Below are 14640 nucleotides of genomic sequence, written 5' to 3'. Positions count from 1 at the left end.
CCCCTTGCAGTTCGATTTCCGCAGCCTCTACCTGCGCTTAATCCGTCCGATCGCCGACGCTGCGCGTCTCGTCACCCGCCGGTTCCCCCACGCCGGCGTCGGCATCCGGCCCCGAAATGGCATTCGCACCGGCGGCGTCACCATCGACACCACCCGGAGCGGTCGCGTCGAAGTAGGTACTGGCCTCCCCGATGGCCGCCGAGATCTGTTCGTCGAGGGCCTTCCGGAAGGTCGATTCGACGATGTCGTGGGCCATCGGCCGGACGGTCTGGATGAGCTCCGCCATCTTGCTGACCTGTTCTTCTCCCAGGTCGGGCAGGTTCTCGTCGAAGTACTTGTCGGTGATGATCGACACGAAGCTCTTGGCGACATCTTCGAGGTCGTCCTGCACCCGCACCCAGCGATCGAGCAGTACGTCGATGTCGATCCCGGCCTTGACCAGGGTCTCGGCCCCTTCGAGTAGTTCCGGATTGCGGATCGCGTAGTGCGCGCCGTCCTTGGCCAGCAGACCCAACTTCTGGCTCAGCGCGATGGAGCGGTCGGTCGCGTTCAACGTCTTGCGCAGTTCGGTGATGGTGATCGTGGCCGCCCGCTTGAAGTTGCGGAAGCGACCGCCCCTGGGGGCCCCGCGCAGCACTTGTTCGACCCGCATCCCGTAGTGCGCGGCGTGTAGCAGCTCGCTGATCGTGGCGAAGGTGTATCCGCGTTCGAGCATGCGCGAGATCAGATTCAGTCGGACCAGGTGCTCGTCGGAATACCAGCCGGTGCGGCCACGGATCGTCGGCGCCGGCAACAGCCCGCGGTCCTGATAGACGCGAATGTTGCGCACGCTGACACCCGACGCGTCTGCCAGGTCGTTGATCCGGTACTCGGCCACTTCGCCAGTCTATTGCCCGTGCCGGCGCCACCTGAAAACCCCGGCCGGACCGGGCGGGTCACTACCTCTTGCTGAACCAGCGCTTGCCCTGGATGTCGTCGACCCGGGGGCGGACATCGACCAGATAGACCAGCATGGCCACCACACCGATGATGCCCAGGAAATTGACCGCGCCGAACAGCCAGATGAACAGGGTCGCCGCAGCCAGGATCGACACCCAGATCACCTTGCTCTGTCGATCGACCGCCGGAAACGCATCCTTGCGTTGGAGGGCGGCGTGGAGCAGCGCCACCGCCGCGGCGACCCCGGCCACCAGGGTCAGCAGCAGCAAGATCAGATTCTGCCCGTAGGCCATCACACTCAACAGGTCCACGAGACCAGCTTAGACATCGACGCCACACGCGTTCCGGGCGAACCGGTCAGGGTGCCGCCCCGGCGTCGGGATCGCGCGGTGGTTCAGGCCTCGTCCGGGTTCACCCGCTGCGGTGGGGTCTTCTTCGCGGGCGCCTTCTTGGCCGGGGCTTTTTTCGCCGCCTTTTTCGCCACTGCTTTCTTCGCCGGCTCCTGCACGGACTCGGCCTTCTTGGTCGGCGCCTTCTTGGCCGGGGATTTCTTGGCCGCCGCCTTCTTTGCGGGAGCCTTCTTAGCGGGAGCCTTCTTGGCCGGCGCCTTGGTCGCAGCTGCCTTCTTCGCAGCTACCTTCTTCGCCGGCGTTTTCTGTGCTGCCGAACTCTTCGCCGGGGCCTTCTTCGCCGGCACCGCGTCGAGCGTCACCTCATCGGCACTGCCGGTGCTCAGCCCCGCCATGGTGGCGGCGCGTTCCCCGACCGCACGGGTCTGGGTCGAGATCGTGCCCAGCGCGTCTTCGGTGATACCGAGCGCATCGTTGTACACCTTCTCCAGGCGGGGCAGGTTCTCCTCGACCAGCGGCTGGGTCTTCAGCCGCTCAACCACCTCCTCGCCGCGCTCGGACAACGCGGTCAGCAGACCGGCCGCCACGGCAAGGTACGCCTCGGCCACCTTGCGTAGCTCGTCGGGACTGAACCGGGTCAACAACTCATCGATCTCGGTGGGCAATTCCACCGGCAACGACGACAACCGGTTCTTGGCATCCTCGAACACCGTCAGCGCCGAATCCCTGGTCTCGTCCACCCGGTTCTGCGCCCGGGACTGGGCCTCACCAAGACGCTTCTGCGCCTGTTCACCTGCGGCCTCACTGCGTTCCCGCAGGTCGGTGAGCAACGCGGTCACCTGCGCGATGACCGTGTTCAAGGGATTCTCCGGCATGTTCACTCCTTGACGTCGGTGTTCTCTTTCCGAAACGACTCGTAGATCTCGAGCAGCATCTGTTTCTGGCGTTCACTGATCGAGTCATCGGCGAGAAGCGCATCACGCACCGGGCTCGCTGGCCGTTCCTCCAGGATGCCCGCACGCACGTAGAGCACCTCTGCGGACAACCGGAGGCCCTTGGCGATCTGTGCGAGGACATCGGCCGACGGTTTACGCAGGCCACGTTCGATTTGGCTCAGATACGGGTTGCTCACCCCGGCGCGTTCGGCGAGTTGGCGCAGCGACACCTCCGCGGCAACGCGCTGTGACCGGATGAAGCCGCCGATGTCCTGCGCAGCTGTGGCCACCGCGTCTTGCGCGGCGGTCGCGACCGCCTCCACGGTTTCGACCGGACCGCTGGAACCACCGCCATCGGCGTCGTCGGTCTGATCGGCGGGTGTCCGGACGTCGCCATCACCGTCGACAGACTCGACGGGATCGGGCAATTCGTTGTCGTCCGGCTCCATCACTCTCCCGTTTCGGTCCTGCTCACCAGTATCGGCGGGCGTGCTAACACGTGCAAGCAGACGTCACCCGAAGATGAGCACCGACACCGTGTAGATGACGAGTCCGGCGAGCGCACCCACGACGGTCCCGTTGATCCGGATGAATTGCAGATCGCGCCCCACCTGCAGTTCGATCTTGCGGCTGGTGTCGTCGGCGTCCCAGCCGCGGACGGTCTCGGTGATCACCGAGATGATCTCCTGGGAGTAGTTGGCCGCGATGTGGCGTGCGGCACGAACCACCCAACCGTTCATCTTGTCCTGCAGCGGGCGGTCGTCGCGGATGCGGATGGCGAGCTGGATGGTGGCGTCCGACAACGAGTTGCGCAGTGTGCTGTTCGGGTCGGTGAGCATCTGTTCGATGACGGCCTTGCCGGTCTTCCACGCGGTCGAGGCGGCATCGGAGACCTCGTCGCGCCCGATCAGTTCCTGCTTGATCTTCTCGAAGCGGGCGATGGTGTCCGGGTCGTGCTGCAGGTCGTCGGCGAACTGTTCCACGAAGGTGTGCATCGACCTCCGCAGCTGGTGGTGCGGATCGACCTTGACCTTGTAGGTGAAGTCGACGAGTTCGCGGTAGATCCGGTCGCCGAGCAGCACGTTCACGAACTTCGGTTTCCACGACGGCCCGACGTCCTCGTCGACGACACGGTCGATGAGATCCTGGCTGCCCAACGCCCATTCATGCGCGCGGTCGCAGGCGAGCTGGAAGACCGGCTCCAGCCGATCTTCGGCGATGAGTTGCTCCAGGACACGACCAAGGGGCTGTGCCCATTCCGGCTCACCGGCCCACTTGATCGCGTGCTCGATGAGCTTCTCGATGTCCTCGTCGCGCAGCATTTCCGCGGCCAGTGAGATCAGGCGGGCCGCCTCGTCGGACACCCGCGGCGCGTTGACCGGATCGGCCAGCCACGTCGACAACCGTCGTGGCAGGTCCAGGCTGCGCGCCCGGTGCTCGATCACCTCCACGGTCATGAAGTTCTCTTCGATGAATCCCCCGAGCTGATCGCCGATGTCGTCCTTCTTCTTGCGGATCAGCGCGGTGTGCGGGATCGGCAGGCCCAGCGGATGTTTGAAGAGTGCGGTGACCGCAAACCAGTCGGCCAAGGCGCCCACCATGCCCGCCTCCGACGCTGCCCGAACGTAACCGACCCAGGCGGCGACGTCGGTGCCGTCGCGATGTTCGAGGTAGCGCGTGAACAGATAGACCGCGGCCGCGAACAGCAGGAATCCAGTGGCGACGACCTTCATCCGGCGCAGGTCACGGCGGCGTGCGGCGTCACCGGCGCCGTCGGCTCCGAAGCCGAGCGACGATCGCGGCGGCTCCACCTCGGGTGGACGATCCGGTGTGCCGGGAACGTCCGAAATGACTGTGGGCGGCATTGAACCAGTTTTACCTGCCACCCACTAGGCTGGCCAGGTGACGCCCAACCGTTCGAGCCCGGCTGCCGCCGCCCGCGCCGCCGTGGCCGCCGCCGCGAACGTCACCCGGGGTCTGGAGCATGCGTTGCTGAACTCCGTCACCGACCCCGGGGGCAAGCCGGATGGTCGGCGCCAGCGGTGGGAGAAGCACAAGGTGGCGCGCCGCTCCGAACTCACCGACGGCACGATTCGCGCCGTCCGCGAGCTGGGCGCCGACGTCGGTATGGACGAGATCGCCGCGCACATCGGTGTGTCGAAGACCGTGCTCTACCGATACTTCACCGACAAGAACGACCTCGCCGTCGCCACGGCGGTGCGTTTCTTCGAGTCCACCCTGCTGCCACGCCTCACCGAGGCCATCACCGACGACGTGGACGAGTACACGCTGACCCGCACCGTCGTCGGCGTCTATGTGAAAGCGGTGGCCGACGAACCGAACCTCTACAAGTTCGCGCTCACCGGCGCTCCGTCGTCGGTGGCCACCGCGGACTCGGAGAAGTTGGTCGCCCAGTTGATGACCAACGTGCTGGTCATCCGGATGACCGAGCGCGACGCCGACACCTCGGGTGCCGAGGTGTGGTCGAATGCGTTGGTCGGTGCGATCCAGCGGGCCGTCGACTGGTGGATGACCGAACGCTCCATCCCCGTCGCCGACCTCATCGACTACCTGACGATGTTGTCGTGGAGCACCATCGTGGGCATCGCCGCGGTCAACGGGTCCCGCGAGGCATTCATCGCCCAGCCTCCCCCGCTGCCCGACGCGGTCGATCACACCCCCGCACACACGACCGGTGGCGCGGCCGGGGAGAACCGATGAGTTCGACCGCACTGGTCACCGGCGGCAGCCGCGGTGTGGGACGTGGCGTGGCGACCGCGCTGATCGCGGCCGGCTGGACTGTCTATGTGACATCGCGGCACGGGACCGGACCCGACGGTGCCATCGCGCTGGCCTGTGACCACACCGACGACGACGCCGTCGCCGACGTCTTCACACAGATCGAAGGTGACACCGACAGCCTCGATCTGCTGGTCAACAACGCGTGGGCGGCGCCCCGCGGTTTCGGCGGCTTCTCCGACAAGTTCTGGGAGCGCCCGGTCGACGACTGGGACACGCTCATCGGAGTCGGGCTGCGGGCGCACTATGTCGCCTCGGTCCATGCCGCGCAGATGATGGTGGATCGTGGCAGCGGGTTGATCGCGTCGATATCGTCATTCGGGTCGCGCGGGCACCTGCACTCGGTGCTGTACGGGATGAGTAAGGCCGGCCTGGACAAGATGGCCTTCGACATGGGCCACGAACTGTCCGGCACCGGGGTCACCGCGGTGTCGCTGTGGCTCGGGTTGATCCGTACCGAACTGCTGCTGTCGCTCGGCGTCGACGAGTTCGCCGGATTCTCCCTGCAGCGGGCGGAGGACCCAGAGTTCGTCGGACGGGTCATTGCCGCCCTCGCCGACGACCCGCAGTTGGACAGCTACAACGGGCACACGCTGGTGACCGCGGAACTCGGTGCCGCGTACGGCCTCACCAACAACGACGGCACGCCGCCCGACTCGCATCGGGCCGCCTTCGGCGGCGGACCACTGTTCCCGCCCAGCCCCTCTGACTCCCAACCCAACCGTCGTTGACTGGGCGCCAATTCCCGTCGACTGGGCGCTCTTTCGGTCAATTGGGTCAATGGGCACCCGCCACGGGATGCGACCACCAAACTCTCAACGTCGTCGAATCGTTATCGCTCCGTTTTCTGATCCTGCGCCACACCGCCTACCGTCGGCGACATGAGAACACGAGCCATCACCCTGATCGGCGGCGTGGCCCTGCTTGCCGTCGCATGCACCAACGACCCCGAAGGCGGGTCCCCCAATCGCGGTTCCGGATCGGAAACCGACCCCGTGAGCATCGAGAACGCCTTCATCACACCGGAAAACATCAACGGACTGTGTGCCCTGCAGGTCGGCGACGACGCCGGCTTCCGCTACATCGTGTCCAACATCTCCGACAGCGACTCCGCGACCTTCACCGGGATCACCACCGATGTCGCCGAGTCGGCCGAGATGTCCCCACCCGGTCCGAAGACCGTAGAGCCACAGTCCGAGATCAACTCAGGCGTCAGCGGCGCGGACCTCGCACCCGGCGATCCGGCGTTCACCACCACCCTGCGCGGCCTCCGCGAGAACGCCGAGCCCGGTGAATCCTTCAGCGTCACCTTCACTTTCGCTGACCGGGACCCGATCGAGATCATGGTCCCGGTGGAAGCATGCCCTGCTGCGTGACGCCTCGCCTCCTCCCACGTCGAGTCCCGTCGAGTCGGCACCCAACCGGGGCCTACCGACCGGATACAGCGCCCACTCGACGGGAAACGGCGCCCAGTCAACGGGGAGCGGCGGTTCGGGGCCGTAGCACCGTATGCGCGACCAACCCGATCACCAGACCCCAGAACGCCCCGCCCACACTGAAGAAAGTGAGGCCGGAGGCGGCGGCCACGAACGTGAGCGCGGCCGGCACGCGGGTCTCGACAGCGGTGAACGCACCCACCACCGCTGCCGCGAAGGTACCCAAAAGCGCCAGTCCGGCAACGGCTTCCACCAGACCGCCGGGTGCGATCGCCGCGATCGTCACCAACGCCCCCGACAACGCCGCCAGTACGAGGTAGCTCACGCCGGCCGACACACCCGCAATCCACCTGCGTGACCGGTCGGGCCCGGCCTCGTCGCCGGCCGCGAGCGCCGCCGACAACGCGGCGAGGTTGATCGCGTGACCACCGAACGGCGCCACGACCGCAGTGCCCACGCCGGTGACCGTCATCGCCGCCCGCCAGGGCGTCGTGTAGCCGAACGATGACAGCACCGCGACGCCAGGTATGTTCTGCGATGCCATCGTCACCACGAACAGCGGGATGGCGATGCCGACGATCGCTGCGACATCCAGGTGCGGGGTGGTCCACGACAGCGTTGGCAGCCAGGTCGCCTCCAGGTGCTGCTCGTTGCCGTGTACCCACACGTAGACCGCGATGACGGCGAGCGCAGTCAGCAGTGTCAACGGCAACGCCCACCGCGCCAGCCAGCGCGTCGCCACCAGCCAGACAATCAGGACCGGCAGGGTCAGAAGGGGCTCCGCGGCCACCGATTCCATCGGCGCCAGGCACAGCGACAACAACACGCCACCGAGCATCGCCTGCGCTATCGGGGTCGGGATGCGGGCGATCAGGTCACCAAGCGCCGGAATCAGCCCCACCAGCAGGATCAGACCGCCGACGACGAGGAATGCACCGACGGCCGCGGCCCACCCGGCGTCGTAGCCCGCGCCCATGCTCACCAGCAGCGCCGCCCCCGGGGTCGACCAGGCGAGGGTGACCGGCGCCCGTGACCGGATGCTGAGCACGATGATCCCGAGCCCGAACACGACGGTCAGCGCGAACAGTCCCGAGGCCGCCTGTTCGGCAGTGGCACCCACCGCCCGCAAACCTGCGATCACCACTGCGAACGACGAGGTGAAACCGACCAGCGCCGTGACGACACCGGCGACGATAGGCTCGCGCAGCCCGGCCTGTGCTGTGATGGTCATCGGAGTAGGATAGCGCAGTCGTTCCGTAAACAGAACGGCCTAAGTAGAACGACCGCGTCGGACAGAGAGGCGACCGTGACCATCGACCAACGCCGACGCGCGGTCGGCAGCCGCATCGCCGCCGCCCGATCCGAGCGCGGGATGTCGCTGTCCGAACTCGCCCGTCGCGCGAGCATCGGCAAAGGGTCGTTGTCGGAGATCGAGTCCGGACAGCGCAATCCGACCCTGGACACCCTCTACGCCATCGCCGGCCCCCTCGGTGTGCCACTGACGGCACTGCTGGGCGAGGAGGCCGGCACCGAAGGCAGCGGCGATCATCTACTCGCCCGCGTACTGCACGTCGAGCACCATCCCGATGGCGCAACAACCGAGGTCGTCTGGCTCACTGTCCTGCCGGGTGGCACCCGAGTGTCACCGGCACACGGAGCGGGGGTGACCGAGCACATCCTCATTGTGGAGGGTGAGCTCACCGCCGGCCCGACCGGCGCCGAACGCCGTGCTGCGTCGGGTGATTCGCTCACGTGGCACAGCGATGTCGAGCACACCTATCGCAGCGGCGACGTGCCGGCCCAGGCGGTGCTGACCATTCGCTCGCCGGGCGCATAACGGCCCGTCAGTTGCCGGCCGCCCCGGCTTACCGCCGACGACGTATCCAGCTGCGGTCACAGCGGTTGGCACCGCCAATTATTGTGTCGGCCGACCGCCGACACCGCAGCCAGATCCGGCAGGGAACGCAGAACGACTCGGTCCCGCTCACCACACCGGGTGAGCGGGACCGAGATTCGAATGTAGCGTCAGATCAGCTGGTGGCCTTCTTCGCCGGCGCCTTCTTCGCGGGCGCCTTCTTGGCCGGGGCCTTCTTGGCAGCCGACACCTTCTTCGCCGGTGACGAATTCGAGGTGCGTGCCTTGGCCTCCACCGTGCCGGCAGCGCCACCGATCTCCGAAGCCGCCTCGGCGGTCTCGCCCTTGATGGTCTCGCCGGCCTCTTCGATGTCGGCGGCGACGTCCTCGACCCGGCTGCTGACCATGCTGGTCAACTTGGCGGCACGCTCACCGACGAGGCGGGTCTGCGAGGAGACCACACCGAGCGCGTCCTCGGTCATGTCGACGGCGTCGTTGTAGTACTTCTCGGCGCGACCCAGGTTCTCCTGGACGACGGGCTGCTGACGCAGACGCTCGACGGTCGTCTCGCCGCGTTCTGCCAGCGAGTTGTAGAACTCGGTGGCGGTATCGAGGTACCCCTCGGCGAACTTGCGCAGTTCGTCCGAGGTCAGCTTGCCCCGGAGTTCTTCGATCTCGCCCGGCAGCTCCTCGGGAAGAGCGTTGATGCGGGTCCGCGCCTCCTCGATGCGGGTCTGCGCGTCGGTGCGGGTCTGCTCGAACCGGGTCTGCGCGCTCTCGGTGGCCGACTCGGTGCGCTCGCGCAACTGCGCGATGATGTCGTTGAACTGCGTGACGACGTAGTCTCCGGCGCCGACAGCGGCATAGATCGGGTTGGCCAGTGTGCGTGTGGATTCACTCACGGTTCACACCTCCTGTGTGATGTGCGGTAGGTCGGTCGTGGTCACCAGCCGCGATGCCGCGGATGACCACCCCCACAGATCACCCGACGGTGCCGGATGTCTCGACGGACCAATCGGCGTATCTGTCTGGTTCCAACAACCAGTATCCACGTCTTGCTAGCAAATGCAAGCACTATGCAAGCGCAGGTGGCACATGTCACGTGACGTTGATCTGCCGTCAACACGGCCGACGCCTGACGATCGCCTACGCGCCGACGCCCTGCTTGCCGGCGCCGGCCTCGGTGTAGCGATAGAACCCGTGGCCGGCCTTCTTGCCGAGTCGGCCCGCCTCCACCATCCGCAGCAGCAGGGGCGGAGGCGCATAGAGCGGCTCTTTGAACTCCTCGTACATCTTGTCGGCGATGGCCTTCACGGTGTCGAGACCGACGAGGTCGGTGAGCTTCAGTGGCCCCATCGGGTGCGCGCAGCCGAGCACCATGGCCTTGTCGATGTCCTCGGCGGTCGCGAAGCCACTCTCTGCCATACGAATGGCCGACAACAAATAAGGAACGAGCAGTGAGTTGACGACGAATCCGGAGCGATCGGCCGACCGAACGACCTGCTTACCGAGGACGTCGTGCGCAAAGGCTTCCGCCCGGGCACTGACATGGTTGGAGGTCATCAAGGTGGTGACGAGTTCGACCAGCGGGAGCACCGGCACCGGATTGAAGAAGTGCATGCCGATCACACGTCCGGCGTCCTGGGTGGCCATCCCCAGCTTCATGATCGGGATCGACGAGGTGTTGGACGCGAGCACTGCGCCCGGGTCGGTCACCACCTTGTCGAGATCGGCGAAGGTTTGGATCTTCACCAACTCGTCCTCGATGACGGCTTCGCACACCAACTGCCGATCCGCGAAGTCACCGAGGTCGCAGGTGAAACGTAGCTTTGCGGCGGCGTCCTCACGCTCGCGCTCGGTGAGTTTGCCGCTGGACACGCCACGATCGAGCGATCTCAGGATCCGAGCCCGACCCGCGGCGACAAGTTCGCGAGTCGCCTCGTAGACCAACACGTCGGCCCCGGCGCGCGCACAGACCTCGGCGATACCGCCGCCCATCTGGCCGGCACCGACCACACCGACCCGAGAGATCTTGTCGCTTGCCATGATCTACTCCTCGGGATTGACAACGCTGTCGCAACGTACGCGGCAGCTGGCCGAAAGCCGCACCGTTGCAGAAGGGTTCACCGGAAAGGCCCGGTGGGAGAAGACGAACCCGGGGTGGGCAAGGTGTCTACCCTGCCCGCCCCGGGTTCATCTGAAGGCAATGCTTCTCGCCAGAGCGCAATTCCTAGTGGAACTGACCTTCCTCGGTCGAGCCCTTCAGCGCCGCGGTGGACGTGTTGGGGTCGACGGTGGTGGCGATGTTGTCGAAGTAGCCGGCGCCGACCTCACGCTGGTGCTTGACGGCGGTGAAGCCACGCTCGTCGGCGGCCTTGAACTCGCGGTTCTGTAGGTCGACGAAGGCGGTCATCTGCTCACGGGCGTAGCCGTAGGCCAGATCGAACATGCCGTAGTTGAGCGAGTGGAAGCCGGCCAGGGTGATGAACTGGAAGGTGAAGCCCATGGCGCCCAGTTCGTTCTGGAACTTGGCGATGGTGCTGTCGTCGAGGTGCTTGCTCCAGTTGAACGACGGGCTGCAGTTGTAGGACAGCAGCTGGTCGGGGTACTCGGACTTGACGGCCTCGGCGAACTTGCGAGCCAGCTCGAGATCCGGGGTACCGGTCTCCATCCAGATCATGTCGGCGTACGGAGCATAGGACTTGGCACGCGCGATGCAGGGCTCGATGCCGTTGCGCACGTGGTAGTAGCCCTCGGCGGTGCGCTCACCGGTGATGAACTCGCGGTCGCGCTCGTCCACATCGGAGGTGATCAGGGTGGCGGCCTCGGCGTCGGTACGGGCGATGACGACGGTCGGGGTGCCCGCGACGTCGGCGGCCAGACGCGCCGAGTTCAGGGTGCGGATGTGCTGCTGGGTCGGGATGAGCACCTTGCCACCGAGGTGGCCGCACTTCTTCTCCGAGGCGAGCTGATCCTCCCAGTGGGTACCGGCGGCACCCGCGGCGATCATGGCCTTCTGCAGCTCGTAGACGTTGAGAGCGCCACCGAAGCCGGCCTCACCGTCGGCGACGATCGGCACGAGCCAGTTGTCGACGGAGTCGTCACCCTCGACGCGGGCGATCTCGTCGGCGCGCAGCAGCGCGTTGTTGATGCGACGCACCACGCTCGGCACCGAGTTGGCGGGGTAGAGCGACTGGTCGGGGTAGGTGTGGCCGGAGAGGTTGGCGTCACCAGCGACCTGCCAACCCGACAGGTACACAGCCTTGAGGCCGGCGCGCACCTGCTGCACGGCCTGGTTACCGGTCAGCGCACCGAGAGCGTTGATGTAGCTGCCGTCACCCTTGGTCACGCCGTCCCAGAGGATCTCGGCGCCGCGGCGGGCGAGGGTGTTCTCTTCGACGACCGAACCCTGGAGCTGGGCGACCTGCTCGGCGGTGTAATCGCGCTTGACGTTGTTCCAGCGCGGGTTGCTGTCCCAGTCCTGCTGGATCTCCGCGGCGGTGCGGGGCTTTCCGACGTTGCTCATTGCCTACTTCGCTTTCGGTTCATTGACGCGGGCACTCGTGCATCGTCCCGGTGGCGCCCGGGCCGATCTGCTGTCAGACATCCCGTCGGCGAGTGGCTTGCCGCGAATTGTGCGAACAAATCCCTCGTTGCCTTCGGTGTCTGGAACAAGAGTGCCACAGGACAAACCTGCAGGTCCAATCCCTTTCAAGTGCAAAATCCGGCCACACATCGGCCAACTTTTGCAAAGTTTGCGAATGTCGAGTTGCGAAATCCGACACGGTCACGCCAAAAAGTACGCGCGTACTGGGTTTTTAATCTACCCGTCGGTAGCCGCCGATGCACCCCTGCGCCGACGCGGATGGGCGCCGCGACCCGGCGCAGTCAGTGTGAATGTGACGCCTTTCACACTGACAGGGATCGTCGGTCAGCGTGATGCGGCGTTGACGGCGTCGTCGAACAGCTTCCCGAAGGCCGCGTCGGTCACCGGTGGTTGTGCATCGGTCGGCGGATCAGATGCCGGTGTGGACTCGCCTGACATCGTCAGCTGCACGGTCACCGCATCGCTAGCAGCGGTCTGCTCCGCAGCCGGGGAGAGCAGCGCGTAACCGGCAAATCCGACCTGCGTGCTGGCGGCCCCGTCGGGCAGGGTGGTGGTCACGTCCGAGCGCAACACCAGGGCCTGGTGCAGCCGGTCCGATCCCTGCATTTGCGCGGGCGTGGGTAGCTCCGTGTATCGGGTCACGATCCGCGCGCCCCGCAGGTTTCCCTCGCGGATGACCGTCGTGGTGATGGCGCACCGCCCGGTCGAGGCGGCAATGTCGGCGGGGATGTCGCGCTGCGCAGTGGTGACCAGCTCGACAAGCGAGGCCGTAGAGCTCCGTGCCGCCAGCACGGCGGAGTTCGCCGCGTCGATCTGCTCGTTGAGGTCGGCGTCGGCGGTGGGCCGACAGTCCGGTGGTGTGACCTCGGCAGCGTTCGCCGCTTCGATGTTTCCTCGATTGCCCTCGACCAGGTCTGCCACCGCCAGCTGGGCCGGGGCGAACCCTCCGGGCAACTGGCCTGGGGCGAGCAGCAGATCTGCCGGGACCGCCGACGTCGCCACCGACGCGGGCGGTACAGTGCCGTCGCCGCATCCGACCAGTGAGGCCGTCGCCGCCATCACGGCGATCACCATCACCGAGGCCCCCCGGCCACGCAGCACTCGGACTCGCACGCGGTCACCGTACCCTGAACAGGCGGGCGACCAGGCCGGCCGGCGTCGTCGGACCGGCCCGGGTGGTCGCCGATCGTGACGGCAGGAGGTTGGCATGACCAGGACCTACGTCGGATCGCGACTGCGCCAATTGCGGTCCGAACGCGGCCTGTCCCAGGTCGCGCTGGCTCAGACCTTGTCCATCTCGCCGTCATACCTCAACCAGATCGAACACGACGCGCGGCCTTTGACGGTGCCGGTGCTGTCCAAGATCACCGAGGTCTTCGGGATCGATGAGGAGTTCTTCGATACCCAGGACAACGTTCGGCTGGTCGCGGAGTTGCGCGAGGTCCTGCTCGACGACGACGTGGAGGCAGCGCCCGCCGCGGTGGAGGCACACGCGATCAGCTCTCTGGTGGCCGCGCATCCGGAAATCGCCCAGGCGATGGTCAACCTGCATCAGCGCTATCGGATCGCGACCGACCAGTTGGCCGCGGCGACCGACGAACGCGGCGATCGCAGCATGCGCGGCTCCATCACCGCTCCGCATGAGGAGGTGCGCGACTACTTCTACCAGCGCCGCAACTACATCCACGAGCTCGACGTGGCCGCCGAGGAGATGACGGTGCGGATGCGCATGCATTCGGCCGACATCCGGCGGGAGGTGGCCAACCGCCTGGAGACCGTGCACGGCGTACAGATCGTCCGGCGGGTGGACCTCGGGGACTACACCCTGCACCGCTTCGATCCCGACTCGCGGCGTCTCGAGTTTTCCGCAGCACTGTCGGCAGGTCAGCGCACCATGAAACTGGCTGCCGAGCTCGGGTACCTCGAGTACGGCGATCTGATGGACAGGTTGGTCGACGACGGCAACTTCACCAGCGACGAGGCTCGCTCACTCGCACTGTTGGGGCTGGCCAACTACTTTGCCGCGGCGGTGGTGCTGCCCTATCGCCAGTTCCACGGCGCAGCCGAGGATTTCCGGTATGACATCGAACGCCTGTCGGCCTTCTATGCCGTCTCCTACGAGACCATATGCCATCGGCTCTCCACCCTGCAGCGGCCGAATCTTCGGGGCATCCCGTGGACGTTCGTGCGCGTCGACCGCGCCGGGAACATGTCGAAGCGACAGTCCGCCACCGGCTTCCATTTCTCGTCGAGCGGCGGCACCTGTCCGCTGTGGAACGTGTACGAGACCTTCGCCTCCCCCGGCAAGATCCTCACCCAGATCGCGGAGATGCCCGACGGCCGTGACTACTTCTGGGTGGCACGCACCGTTGAGCGCCGCGCCGCCCGATTCGGCCAGCCGGGCAAGACCTTCGCCATCGGACTCGGCTGCGAACTGCGCCACGCCGGACGGGTGATCTACTCCGACGGTCTGGAGATCGGCCCGCAGGCACGAATCACCCCGATCGGCGCCGGTTGCCGTGTGTGCGAACGTCAGAACTGTCCGCAACGCGCGTTCCCGGCGCTTGGGGCGAGCCTGCAGATCGACGAACACCGCAGCACAGTGTCGCCCTATATGACCAGCTGATGGCCTTTCTCACTGCTTGAGGTTTGCGGCGCTGAACAGGTAGGACCCGAGCATGACAACTCCCTCTCCACACCCGCCGCTGATCGAGTAACGC

The 14640-nt window shown here is 66.2% G+C and carries 15 protein-coding genes; 5 read left to right on the top strand and 10 right to left on the bottom strand.

Translation table 11 applies throughout. The features are described 5' to 3' along the window. Window positions 1–37 precede the first annotated feature (37 nt). From VX037_RS05630 to VX037_RS05610, 5 genes are all read right to left on the bottom strand, one after another. Window positions 38–877 (bottom strand): MerR family transcriptional regulator, encoded by an 840-nt coding sequence (locus tag VX037_RS05630; protein WP_235723958.1) that lies wholly within the window; start codon window positions 875–877, stop codon window positions 38–40. A gap of 61 nt (window positions 878–938) precedes the next feature. Next, window positions 939–1232 (bottom strand): DUF2516 family protein, encoded by a 294-nt coding sequence (locus VX037_RS05625; protein WP_235724030.1) that lies wholly within the window; start codon window positions 1230–1232, stop codon window positions 939–941. 101 nt (window positions 1233–1333) lie between these two features. Further along, window positions 1334–2164, bottom strand: coding sequence for a histone H1-like repetitive region-containing protein (locus tag VX037_RS05620; RefSeq protein WP_235723957.1), 831 nt, complete (start codon window positions 2162–2164; stop codon window positions 1334–1336). 2 nt (window positions 2165–2166) lie between these two features. Beyond that, window positions 2167–2673, bottom strand: coding sequence for a helix-turn-helix domain-containing protein (locus tag VX037_RS05615; protein ID WP_235723956.1), 507 nt, complete (start codon window positions 2671–2673; stop codon window positions 2167–2169). Between the two features lie 63 nt (window positions 2674–2736). Further along, window positions 2737–4089, bottom strand: a complete 1353-nt coding sequence (locus tag VX037_RS05610) for a DUF445 domain-containing protein (RefSeq protein WP_235723955.1) — start codon at window positions 4087–4089, stop codon at window positions 2737–2739. A gap of 37 nt (window positions 4090–4126) precedes the next feature. Here VX037_RS05610 and VX037_RS05605 point away from each other — a divergent pair, with 37 nt between their 5' ends. From VX037_RS05605 to VX037_RS05595, 3 genes are all read left to right on the top strand, one after another. After that, window positions 4127–4945, top strand: coding sequence for a TetR/AcrR family transcriptional regulator (locus tag VX037_RS05605; protein WP_235723954.1), 819 nt, complete (start codon window positions 4127–4129; stop codon window positions 4943–4945). After that, window positions 4942–5754, top strand: a complete 813-nt coding sequence (locus VX037_RS05600; RefSeq protein WP_235723953.1) for an SDR family NAD(P)-dependent oxidoreductase — start codon at window positions 4942–4944, stop codon at window positions 5752–5754. Before VX037_RS05605 ends, VX037_RS05600 begins: the two co-directional genes overlap by 4 nt. 150 nt (window positions 5755–5904) lie before the next feature. Continuing rightward, entirely contained in the window at window positions 5905–6399 is a 495-nt protein-coding gene (locus VX037_RS05595) for a hypothetical protein (protein ID WP_235723952.1), read from the top strand. Window positions 6400–6496: 97 nt separating this feature from the next. Here VX037_RS05595 and VX037_RS05590 read toward each other — a convergent pair whose 3' ends face one another. Then, on the bottom strand, window positions 6497–7690 hold the full coding sequence (locus tag VX037_RS05590) for a benzoate/H(+) symporter BenE family transporter (protein WP_328713530.1): 1194 nt from the start codon (window positions 7688–7690) through the stop codon (window positions 6497–6499). Between the two features lie 75 nt (window positions 7691–7765). On the opposite strand from VX037_RS05590, the gene VX037_RS05585 reads away from it, so the two are divergent. Further along, window positions 7766–8296 carry a helix-turn-helix domain-containing protein gene (locus tag VX037_RS05585; RefSeq protein ID WP_328713528.1) on the top strand — a complete coding sequence of 177 codons (531 nt, stop codon included), beginning with the start codon at window positions 7766–7768 and terminating at the stop codon, window positions 8294–8296. A gap of 193 nt (window positions 8297–8489) precedes the next feature. Here the strand turns inward: VX037_RS05585 and VX037_RS05580 are convergent, their stop codons facing one another. From VX037_RS05580 to VX037_RS05565, 4 genes are all read right to left on the bottom strand, one after another. Further along, window positions 8490–9215 carry a heparin-binding hemagglutinin gene (locus tag VX037_RS05580; RefSeq protein ID WP_235723949.1) on the bottom strand — a complete coding sequence of 242 codons (726 nt, stop codon included), beginning with the start codon at window positions 9213–9215 and terminating at the stop codon, window positions 8490–8492. Between the two features lie 244 nt (window positions 9216–9459). After that, window positions 9460–10359, bottom strand: coding sequence for a 3-hydroxybutyryl-CoA dehydrogenase (locus VX037_RS05575; RefSeq protein ID WP_235723948.1), 900 nt, complete (start codon window positions 10357–10359; stop codon window positions 9460–9462). 184 nt (window positions 10360–10543) lie between these two features. Further along, window positions 10544–11839, bottom strand: a complete 1296-nt coding sequence (aceA, locus tag VX037_RS05570) for an isocitrate lyase (protein ID WP_235723947.1) — start codon at window positions 11837–11839, stop codon at window positions 10544–10546. 405 nt (window positions 11840–12244) lie between these two features. Then, the gene (locus tag VX037_RS05565) at window positions 12245–13033 is read right to left on the bottom strand and encodes a hypothetical protein (RefSeq protein ID WP_235723946.1); all 789 of its coding nucleotides are present in this window, start codon (window positions 13031–13033) and stop codon (window positions 12245–12247) included. Window positions 13034–13127: 94 nt separating this feature from the next. Here VX037_RS05565 and ramB point away from each other — a divergent pair, with 94 nt between their 5' ends. Further along, window positions 13128–14546: an acetate metabolism transcriptional regulator RamB gene (gene ramB / locus VX037_RS05560; RefSeq protein WP_266060349.1), complete on the top strand. Its 1419-nt coding sequence runs from the start codon at window positions 13128–13130 to the stop codon at window positions 14544–14546. Window positions 14547–14640: the final 94 nt, after the last annotated feature.

It is taken from the genome of Gordonia sp. Z-3 (assembly GCF_036233855.1).
Lineage (GTDB): Bacteria > Actinomycetota > Actinomycetes > Mycobacteriales > Mycobacteriaceae > Gordonia > Gordonia tangerina.
This window is presented reverse-complemented; position numbering and strand designations above follow the sequence as displayed.

What these genes read in the sequence shown, in the direction of transcription:
- VX037_RS05625 (WP_235724030.1), bottom strand. Translation starts at nt 1,232, where the DNA reads ATGGCCTACGGGCAGAATCTGATCTTGCTGCTGCTGACCCTGGTGGCC.
- VX037_RS05620 (WP_235723957.1), bottom strand. Translation starts at nt 2,164, where the DNA reads ATGCCGGAGAATCCCTTGAACACGGTCATCGCGCAGGTGACCGCGTTG.
- VX037_RS05615 (WP_235723956.1), bottom strand. Translation starts at nt 2,673, where the DNA reads ATGGAGCCGGACGACAACGAATTGCCCGATCCCGTCGAGTCTGTCGAC.
- VX037_RS05610 (WP_235723955.1), bottom strand. Translation starts at nt 4,089, where the DNA reads ATGCCGCCCACAGTCATTTCGGACGTTCCCGGCACACCGGATCGTCCA.
- VX037_RS05600 (WP_235723953.1), top strand. Translation starts at nt 4,942, where the DNA reads ATGAGTTCGACCGCACTGGTCACCGGCGGCAGCCGCGGTGTGGGACGT.
- VX037_RS05595 (WP_235723952.1), top strand. Translation starts at nt 5,905, where the DNA reads ATGAGAACACGAGCCATCACCCTGATCGGCGGCGTGGCCCTGCTTGCC.
- VX037_RS05590 (WP_328713530.1), bottom strand. Translation starts at nt 7,690, where the DNA reads ATGACCATCACAGCACAGGCCGGGCTGCGCGAGCCTATCGTCGCCGGT.
- VX037_RS05575 (WP_235723948.1), bottom strand. Translation starts at nt 10,359, where the DNA reads ATGGCAAGCGACAAGATCTCTCGGGTCGGTGTGGTCGGTGCCGGCCAG.
- aceA (WP_235723947.1), bottom strand. Translation starts at nt 11,839, where the DNA reads ATGAGCAACGTCGGAAAGCCCCGCACCGCCGCGGAGATCCAGCAGGAC.
- ramB (WP_266060349.1), top strand. Translation starts at nt 13,128, where the DNA reads ATGACCAGGACCTACGTCGGATCGCGACTGCGCCAATTGCGGTCCGAA.